The 2,971-nt window shown below is 57.9% G+C and carries 3 protein-coding genes and 2 pseudogenes; all 5 read right to left on the bottom strand.

Going from position 1 to position 2,971, the window contains the following annotated elements; translation table 11 throughout:
• Window positions 1–268, bottom strand: a pseudogene (locus AC629_RS41540) (transposase domain-containing protein); the annotation flags it as partial.
• A 69-nt stretch (window positions 269–337) separates the two neighbouring features.
• On the bottom strand, window positions 338–532 hold the full coding sequence (tnpB, locus tag AC629_RS41535) for an IS66 family insertion sequence element accessory protein TnpB (RefSeq protein ID WP_283808439.1): 195 nt from the start codon (window positions 530–532) through the stop codon (window positions 338–340).
• Window positions 533–565: 33 nt separating this feature from the next.
• Window positions 566–1,843, bottom strand: a pseudogene (ltrA, locus tag AC629_RS41530) (group II intron reverse transcriptase/maturase).
• A 510-nt stretch (window positions 1,844–2,353) separates the two neighbouring features.
• Complete coding sequence (gene tnpB, locus AC629_RS41525; RefSeq protein WP_084810435.1) at window positions 2,354–2,572, bottom strand: IS66 family insertion sequence element accessory protein TnpB; 219 nt, start codon at window positions 2,570–2,572, stop codon at window positions 2,354–2,356.
• Window positions 2,569–2,971 (bottom strand): IS66-like element accessory protein TnpA (gene tnpA / locus AC629_RS41520; protein WP_084810434.1); only part of this gene is annotated, 403 nt, incomplete at its 5' end. The genes tnpB (AC629_RS41525) and tnpA, both read right to left, overlap by 4 nt.

The following is a 2,971-nucleotide window of genomic DNA, read 5'->3' as shown; positions in this document are numbered from 1 at the left end:
CGCCAGCTCGTCTTCAGTGGCGTCACTTTCCAACTCTTCGAACGTCAAGGCCAACTGCTCGATCAGGCGCGACGAACGCTCCGACCGCTGGCCGTAGATCTGATGCTTCAGCTTGGCGATCTGCAGCTTCTGTTGGGCAATCAGCGCTTCGTCTTCCGATGCTTTCGCGCGGGCGACCGGCGATCTCCAACCCCCTCGCGCGCTCGATCGCCAACGCCTCCCTCAGGGCGGCAACGTCATCCAGAACAGCGTCGCGATCGGCATCCATGCGACGCAATGAATCACAAATTGGACGCGCGGGGACTCCCAAAAATACAAGATCTGCGGGATTTTGTGCTCAGCCCGCGCTCTGCGGTCGCCAGCTCAGTTGCGGATTACGCCAGTCGATCCCCTCCAGCATATAGGCCATCTGCGCCGCTGAGATCGATACCGCGCCGTTCGACGCCGAAGGCCAGATGAACTTGCCTCGGTCCAGGCGCTTAGCATAGAGCGACATGCCCAACCCATGGTGAGTCGGCCCCGGGAGTTGCACCCGGAGCCGCTCTCCGAACCGTACGTGACGCTCTCACGTCATACGGCTCTCAACAAGTACCGAAGCAGAACTCAACCTCGCCCAATGAGCAAACAGCTTTGGCCTGCGGCGGCGGATCAATCTGAGCCAGGTGGAGGCTCTGACTTTTTCATTCTTCAGCCCTTTTTATTTGCGTCGCGCCCAGCGGTTAAGAGATTCGTCGACGTATCGATACAGGTTGTGCATTTCTGACCGCCCATATCTGCCGTAGTACTGCATCCATCCACGAAGGACGGGATTCAGTTCCAAGGCGATTGCGTCGACTTCCGTCTGCGAGCGAAGCCTGAGCCGGAGCCGCCGGATCGTCATACGCATAGACTTCATCGCCGCCCTGCTGGCCGCTGGCGAGAACGTACAGAAGTTTTCTTTCTTCTGATGATTTCTTGCCCTGCGCGGTCGAAAGGTAAATCCCAGAAAGTCAAACGACTGACTGGTATGGCTACCCGGGCGGTTGCTGTCTTTGCAGTAGACGATCTTGGTCTTGTCGGGATGCATTTCGAGTTCGCATTCCTCAAACCTTGCTTGCAGCGCCGCCTTGATGGCCTCCGCTTCAGCTTTGGTTCGGCAATGAACGAGCCCGTCGTCTGCGTATCGACACCATGGTGACCGCGGGAAGTTCCGCGCCATCCATGTATCGAACGCATAATGCAAGAACAAATTGGCAAGGACGGGACTGATCACGCCGCCTTGGGGTGTGCTCCGGTCGCGAGCGGTGATCGCTCCGTCTTTGCCTTGCATCGACGCTATTAGCCAGCGTTCGATGTAGAGCAGAGCCCATTCGTCTTGCACATGCTTCCTGATGGCCTTCATAAGCAACTTGTGGCTGATATTGTCGAACAGGCCTTTGATGTCGAACTCCAGCACCCAGTCCATCTTCCAACACCGTTGCCGGGTGACGCCGACGGCGTCCAGCGCGGATTTTCCGGGCCGGTAGCCGTAGGAATCGGGAAGGAAGATTTCCTCGAGTGCTTGTTCAATCTGCAGCTTGACGACCGTCTGCGCCACGCGATCTGCTACTGTCGGCACGCCTAGAATGCGTTGTCCGCCGTTCTTCTTGGGAATGGGGACAGCCCGAACGGCAGGTGGAAAGTAGCTGCTAGAAGACATTCGATTCCAGACCTTGTAAAGGTTGCCCTTCAAGTTCTTCTCGAAAGCTTCCAACGATACCTTATCCACGCCGGCTGAGCCCGCATTGGCTTTGACCAATCGGTAGGCCTTCATCACTGTTTGCTTGTCGATATTGTACTGCTTACGTTCGGTTACACCCATCATGTCCTCCTGCTCATCACAGTTGCATGCGGGCGGAACCACTTGCCTCGGCCCCTTCGTTCCAGTCCCATTACAGCACCTTCATCACTACTACGAGCCAATCCGCCCCAGTGTCGTGCTTCGGTACTCTCGTCTCGCGGTGTGCGCCGCTTGAACTTCTCCCTTGGCATCACAACGACTGGTTCCTGCAGTTCTCTACAAGAGCCTGTCTCCAGATCGCGTCCCCTAAACGCCGGTCGCCATCCGCGCAGTAATCTAGGCGCCTCACGGATTGATCTCAGGGATGGCACGCGCCCCTGATTTTGGCGACGTCTAAATAGTTTTCGACGCGTCATCGGAAGATTCGCTTTCGCTCGCCTTCTGGATACTCACCTGCCCCGTAAACCCGGGACTTTTGCAACACTTGCTGATGACCGCGCCTTTTAAGCGAAGCCACCGTGTCGTGGTTTTGCATCTGCGGCTGGAACGCCGATGCAGGAGGGCCAACCTCCATCTCTCATAAAGCTGTACGCATCAAATTCGGTTATTCACCTCCTTTATGCTCTGCAGCACACCATGCCAAAGTAACTTGACCAGATCGCCGCTGCGGCCCCGGAAGATGTAGAGATCGCCAGCATGAGGATCGCGCTTCAGGCTTTCCTGAACTGTGAGAGCCAAGCTTCGCATGCCGCGACGCATATCGGTGTGGCCAGTGGCAATCCAGACCCTGACGCCGTTCGGAATCGGGATCATCGTCGTCGCAAGAGCTCAAGAACCTGCTGCAGCGCCTCAACATCCACGTCACGGTCAACGCGAACACGACAGCCGCCCCCGAGCTCAATCTCGATGATTCCAGCCCTTGCACGCTGCGCAGGCGGTGAAGACGCCAGTTGTGGTGCGCCGCTCGAGATCGGAACCGCTACAGGTGTGATCTCGACGGGAACAAGAGCAGGCGGAGAATCCCCGCCCAGTCGCCCCTGGCGCGCTTGTCGACGCCAGGTGAACAGCAGGCTATGAGCCACCCCGTGCCGGCGTGCCACGCCGCAGACCGTCTCGCCGGGCTGCAAGGTCTCTTCGACAAGGCGGACCTTCTCGTCGTAACTCCATCGCCGCCGACGCTCGGCGCCCAACACATTGACTTGCATTCCCGAC

Origin of the sequence: Bradyrhizobium sp. NAS80.1, assembly GCF_001908205.1 — a bacterium.
Classification (GTDB): Bacteria; Pseudomonadota; Alphaproteobacteria; order Rhizobiales; family Xanthobacteraceae; genus Bradyrhizobium.
Note: the sequence above shows the minus strand (reverse complement) of the source record. Positions and strands in the feature narration are given on the sequence as shown.